1 protein-coding gene is annotated in these 6,859 nt (G+C 72.1%); it reads left to right on the top strand.

The window, feature by feature from the left end:
- Positions 1 to 357 precede the first annotated feature (357 nt).
- Positions 358 to 6,859 (top strand): type I polyketide synthase (locus ACFU5O_RS37205; RefSeq protein ID WP_384247415.1); only part of this gene is annotated, 6,502 nt, incomplete at its 3' end.

Below are 6,859 nucleotides of genomic sequence, written 5' to 3'. Positions count from 1 at the left end.
GACACCATCACCCGCGCCGAAGCACTGCTCCTGCCCACCCTGCACAAGAACCTCGACGAGACCCACGCCGTCACCCGCGCCGCAGCCGAACTCCATGTCTCGGGCATGGAGATCGCGTGGCTGGAGGTGCTCGCCGATCTGAGCGTCACGCCTTCGCATCGGGTCGAGCTGCCGACGTATGCGTTCCAGCGCCGTCGGTACTGGCTCAAGGAGACGGTCGGGCTGTCGGCCGGTCGCCTCGACGAGACGGCCGACGCTGCGGCGGACGAGGAGGTCGCGGAGTCCGCTCCGCAGGCAGCCCGTTCCGCCGGGGCCTTTGCCTTCGCCGGGATGTCCCAGGAGGAGGCGAACCGGGAGCTGCTGGATCTCGTACGACGGCACATCGCCGCCGTGCTGGAGCACGACAGCCCCGAACAGGTCGCGGTGGACACGCCGTTCAAGCAGCTCGGTTTCGACTCGCTCATGTCGGTGGAGTTCTGTGCCGCGCTCGGGCGGGCGGTCGGTGTGCGATTGCCGTCGTCCGCGCTGTACGACCACCCCACGCCGGAGCAGCTGGCACAGCACCTGCACGGCGAACTCGCGGGCCTGCGAGGAGAGGTGGCGGCGCCCGAGGCGTCCGCTGCCTCGAACTCCGACGACCCGATCGTCATCGTCGGCATGAGCTGCCGTCTGCCGGGTGGGATTCGGACGCCCGAGCAGCTGTGGGCGCTGTTGGCGGACGGTGGTGACGCCGTCTCGCCGTTCCCGGCCGACCGGGGCTGGGACCTGGACGCGCTGTACGACGCGGACCCGGTCCGCTCCGGCACGTCGTACGCGCGTGAGGGCGGCTTCCTTCACGACGCAGCCGACTTCGACCCCGCGTTCTTCGGCATCTCGCCTCGCGAGGCCCTGGCCATGGACCCGCAGCAGCGGCTGCTGCTGGAGACCTCCTGGGAGGCTCTCGAACGCGTCGGCATCAACCCGAAGTCGCTGCGCGGCAGCAAGGCCGGGGTGTTCGTCGGCGCGACGGCACAGGACTACGGGCCCCGGCTGCACGAGGCGCCCGAGGAGATCGAGGGCTATGTGCTGACGGGCACGACGCCCAGTGTGGCGTCGGGCCGGGTGGCCTACACCCTCGGCCTGGAGGGCCCGGCCGTCACGGTCGACACGGCCTGCTCCTCCTCGCTCGTCGCCCTGCACATGGCCGCCCAGTCACTGCGCTCCGGCGAGTGCACGCTCGCCCTTGCGGGCGGGGCGACCGTCATGTCCAACCCCGGCATGTTCGTGGAGTTCAGCAGGCAGCGCGGGCTCGCTCCCGACGCCCGCGTCAAGGCCTTCGCCGACGCCGCCGACGGCACCGGGTGGGGCGAGGGCGTGGTAATGCTCCTGCTGGAGCGGCTGTCGGATGCGCGGCGGAACGGGCATCCGGTGCTGGCCGTGGTCCGGGGTACGGCCGTCAACCAGGACGGCGCCAGCAATGGTCTGACCGCCCCCAACGGCCCCTCGCAGCAGCGGGTGATCCGGCAGGCCCTCGCCAACGCCGGTCTCACCCCCGGTCAGGTCGACGCGGTCGAGGCGCATGGCACCGGGACCACCCTCGGCGACCCGATCGAGGCTCAGGCGCTGTTGGCGACCTATGGACAGGACCGCCCCGCCGAACGGCCCCTGTGGCTGGGCTCGGTGAAGTCCAACATCGGCCACACGCAGGCCGCCGCCGGTGTGGCCGGTGTCATCAAGATGGTCATGGCCATGCATCACGGTGTCCTCCCTAGGACGCTGCACGTGGACCGGCCCACCGCCCATGTCGACTGGTCGGCCGGCGCGGTCAGCCTCCTCACCGAGGAACAGTCCTGGCCCTTGAGCGACCAGCCCCGCCGTGCCGGCGTCTCGTCCTTCGGGGTCAGCGGCACCAACGCCCACGCCATCATCGAGGAGCCCCCGGCCATCACCGATCCGCAGCGTCGGCCGGACGAGGCGGGCGTGGTGCCCTGCGTGATCTCGGCCCGGACCGCCGACGCGCTGCGCGACCAGGCACGACAGCTCCGCGAGTACGTCGATCAGCGGCCTGAGCTGGATGCCGTGGCTGTCGCCGACACTCTCTTCCACGGACGCGCCCTGTTCGAGCACCGCGCCGTGATCCTCGCCGAGGCGCCTGATGTCGTCGCCGCTGCGCTGGACGCGCTCGCTGCCGGGCAGCCTCACACGCATCTGGTCCAGGGGCAGGCCGCGAGCACCGGCAAGACTGTGTTCGTCTTCCCCGGGCAGGGGACTCAGTGGGCCGGGATGGGCGCCGAACTCCTCGACGCCGTCCCCGTATTCGCCGAGTCGATCGCCCGCTGCGAGGAAGCTCTCGCGCCTTACGTCGACTGGTCGCTGACCGATGTCCTGCGCTCCGGCACCGAGTTGGACCGTGTCGACGTCATCCAGCCCGTCACCTGGGCCGTGATGGTCGCGCTCGCCGCCACATGGCAGCACCTGGGCATCCGCCCCGACGCGGTCGTGGGCCACTCCCAGGGCGAGATCGCCGCCGCCGCCGTCGCGGGCGCGCTCTCGCTGGAGGACGCCGCCAAGGTCGTCGCCGTACGGGCACAGATCATCAGCGAACACCTCGCCGGCCTGGGTGCCATGGCCTCCATCCCGCAGGCTGCCCACGGGGTCGAGGAGCAGCTGCCCAGTGGTGTCGGCATCGCCGCCGTCAACGGCCCCAACACGACCGTGGTCTCCGGCGACAAGGACGCCGTCGAAACGCTCGTGGCTCGGCTGCAGAGCCAGGACATCCGCGCGCGGCTGATCCCCGTCGACTACGCCTCACACTCCGCGCACGTCGAAACCATCGAGGACCACCTGGCCGAAGCCCTCGCGGGCATCACGCCCCAGACCTCTGAAGTGCCCTTCTTCTCCACCGTCGAGCCCGGATTCATCAACACATCCGAACTCGACGCCGGTTACTGGTACCGCAACCTCCGCCAGACCGTCCACTTCCACACCGCCATCGAACAGCTCACCGAGAGCGGCCACACCACCTACATCGAGTCCAGCGCCCACCCCGTCCTCACCTACAGCATCGAAGAAACCGAAGGCGCCGACACCATCACCGGCACCCTCCGCCGCAACGAAGGCACCCTCACCCGACTCCTCACCTCCGCAGCACACCTCCACACCCACGGCCACACCATCAACTGGCCCATCCCCCAGGGCAATCAGGCGACCGACCTTCCCACCTACCCCTTCCAGCACCAGCGCTACTGGATCAGCCCCCGCCCGAGCACTGCCACGGACACCGCGGACACCCGCTTCTGGGAGGCGGTCGAGAACGAGGACTGGGAGTCCCTCGGCCACACCCTCTCGGTCGAGGGCGATGCGCCGCTGGGCACGGTGCTCGCGGCGCTGGCGTCCTGGCGGAAGAGCCTGGATCGCGCGTCGGCGGTGGACAACCTGCGCTACCGGACGACGTGGAGGCCGTTGGCGGACCCGCAGGCGGGGCTGTACGGCACGTGGCTGGTCGTGGGCCCCGAAGGTCAGGAGGACGACACCCTGGTGGGCGCCGTCGCGGAGGCCCTGCGCGGCAATCGGACCCTCGTACGACAGGTCGTGCTGGACCCGGCCCAGCCGGAGCGCACGCGCTACGCCGAGCAGCTCTCCAGCACGCTCGGCGACGGCGATGACATCACCGGCGTACTGTCCCTCCTCGCGCTGACCGGCAACGACGCCACCACAGCGGCGCCGACGCTCGCCCTCATCCAGGCCCTCGGCGACGCGGGCGTCCAGGCCCCGCTCTGGTGCGCCACCCAGGGCGCGGTCACCACCGGAGGCTCCGACCCGCTCACCCACCCCGCCCAGGCCCAGATCTGGGGCCTGGGCCGGGTCGCCGCACTGGAGCACCCCGACCGCTGGGGCGGACTCGTCGACCTGCCCGAGCAGCTCGACGAACGCGGCGCCGCACGTCTGCGTGCCGTACTGGCCGCCCCGGCCGGCGGCGAGGACCAGGTGGCCATCCGCGCCTCCGGTCTTCTCGCCCGCCGAATAGCCCGCACCGGCACCACCGACGGAACCGCGTGGGAGCCCCGCGGCACCGTCCTGATCACCGGCGGCACCGGCGCGCTCGGCGCGCACGTCGCCCGCTGGGCCGCCACCAACGGCGCGCAGCACTTAGTCCTCGCCGGCCGCAGCGGCGACAGCGCCCCCGGGGCCACCGACCTCCACGGTGAACTCACCGCGCTCGGCGCCACCGTGACCTTCGCCGCGTGCGATGTGAGCGACCCGGATACCGTAAAAGCACTCATCGCCGACCACCCCCACCTCACCGCCGTCGTCCACACAGCCGGTGTCCTCGACGACGCGATGCTGGACCGGCTCACCGTCGACCGCCTGGACCACGTACTGCGTCCGAAGGCCTCGGGCGCTGAACTCCTCGACCAGTACACGCGTGACCTGGACCTCGACGCCTTCGTGCTCTTCTCGTCGGTGGTCGGCACGCTCGGTCGGGCCGGGCAGGCCAACTTCGGTGCGGCGAACGCCCACTTGGACGCGATCGCCGAGCAGCGGCACGCGCTCGGGCTGCCCGCCACCTCCGTGGCGTGGGGCCCGTGGGACGCGGACGGCATGGCGGCCGGGGACGTGGCCGACCAGTTGCGTCGGCGGGGGCTCCCGGCCCTGGAGCCTGACCTCGCGCTGACCGCGCTGGGAGATGCCGTCGGACGCGGCGAGCCGACGGTGACCGTCGCCGACATCGACTGGGCCCGTTTCGTGCCGGCGTACACCGCCGCGCGGCCCAGCGCGCTGATCTCGGACCTGACGGACGTACGGGACCTGCGGTCCGGGTCCGGCGACGGCCGTCCGGGTGGTGACGACACGACGTGGACGGCACAGAACCTGTCCGGCCTGTCCGATGCCGAGGCCCAGCGGGTGCTGCTGGACCTGGTGCGGACGCAGGCCGCGGCCGTGCTCGGGCACGCTTCCGCGGACGCGGTGCACGCGTCGCAGGCGTTCAAGGACATCGGTGTCGACTCGCTGACCGGGGTCGAACTACGGAACCGGCTCGTCGCCGTCACCGGTCTGAAGCTGCCGCCCACGCTGGTCTTCAACCATCCGACGCCCCAGGCGCTGGCCCGCTTCCTGCACACGCAGGCGGCCGGCACGGCGGAGTCCGCCTCCGCGCTGCCGCTCCCGGCGGGTGCCGCGGCCGATGACGACCCGGTCGTCATCGTGTCGATGGCCTGCCGCTATCCGGGCGGGGTGCGTTCGCCCGAGGACCTCTGGCAGTTGGTCACCGAAGGCCGCGACGCCGTGTCCGTGTTCCCGACGGACCGGGGCTGGGACATCGACGCGCTCTACCACCCCGACCCGGAGCGCGCGGGTACGTCGTACGTCCGCGAGGGCGGATTCCTCTACGACGCCGCGGAGTTCGACGCCGAGTTCTTCGGGATCTCGCCGCGTGAGGCGCAGGCGATGGACCCGCAGCAGCGGCTGCTGCTGGAGACTTCGTGGGAGGTGTTCGAGCGGGCCGGGATCGACCCGCGGTCGGTGGCCGGAAGCCAGGCGGGCGTCTACGTCGGTGTGGCGTCCCAGGACGAGTACGGGCCGCGCATGAGTGAGGCGCCCGAGGGGTTCGAGGGGTATCTGCTCACCGGTACGGCGGCCAGTGTGATCTCCGGCCGGGTGGCGTACACCCTCGGCCTGGAGGGCCCGGCTGTCACAGTCGACACGGCCTGCTCGTCCTCGCTGGTCGCCCTGCACATGGCCGTCCAGGCACTGCGGGACGGCGAGTGCGCTCTCGCGCTGGCGGGCGGTGTGACCGTCATGGCCTCGCCGGGGACGTTCGTGGAGTTCAGCCGGCAGCGGGGGCTCGCTCCCGACGGCCGCAGCAAGTCGTTCTCCGCGTCGGCCGACGGCACCAGCTGGGGCGAGGGCGCGGGCGTCCTGCTCCTGGAGCGGCTGTCGGACGCCCGCCGCAACGGACACCCGGTCCTGGGTGTCGTACGCGGTACGGCGGTCAACCAGGACGGCGCGAGCAACGGGCTCACCGCCCCCAACGGCCCCTCCCAGGAACGGGTCATCCGCCAGGCGCTCGGCCGGGCCCGGCTGACCGCCGCCGATGTCGACGCCGTCGAGGCGCACGGCACCGGCACCAGGCTGGGCGACCCGATCGAGGCGCAGGCACTGCTGGCCACGTACGGGCAGGACCGGCCCGCCAAACGGCCTCTGCTGCTCGGCTCCTTGAAGTCGAACATCGGACACACGCAGGCCGCGGCGGGCGTGGGCGGCGTCATCAAGATGGTGATGGCGATGCGTCACGGTGTGCTGCCGAGGACGCTGCACGTGGACGAGCCGACCCCGCACGTCGACTGGTCCGCCGGTGAGGTGTCGCTGCTGCGCGAAGCGGTGGAGTGGCCGGAGAACGGACGGCCCCGCCGGGCCGGTGTGTCGTCCTTCGGCGTGAGCGGCACCAACGCCCACGCGATCATCGAGCAGGCGGAGGAGGAGCCGACCGTCGCCGACGCTCCTGAGGCTGGGGCCACCGGACCGGTGCCGTGGGTCCTCGCCGGTCAGGGCCTAGACACCCTGCGGGCGCAGGCCGAGCGGCTGCGGTCGTTCGTCGCGGGACGGCCCGAACTCCCGGTGTCCGACGTGGCGTTCTCGCTGGCCACTTCGCGGGCGGCGCTCGATGACCGGGCCGCGGTGGTCGCCGAGGGCCGGTCGGACTTCCTCGACGCACTGGGCGCGCTCGCGCGGGGCGAGGCGGACAGCCGGGTCCTGACCGGCTCGGCGGACAGGTCGCAGGGGCGGTTGGCGTTTCTGTTCTCCGGGCAGGGCAGCCAGCGGGCCGGGATGGGGCGCGAACTGTACGCCGCCTTCCCTGTGTTCGCGGCCGCGCTCGATG

This window comes from Streptomyces sp. NPDC057445, from assembly GCF_042802855.1.
Classification (GTDB): Bacteria; Actinomycetota; Actinomycetes; order Streptomycetales; family Streptomycetaceae; genus Streptomyces.
Note: the sequence above shows the minus strand (reverse complement) of the source record. Positions and strands in the feature narration are given on the sequence as shown.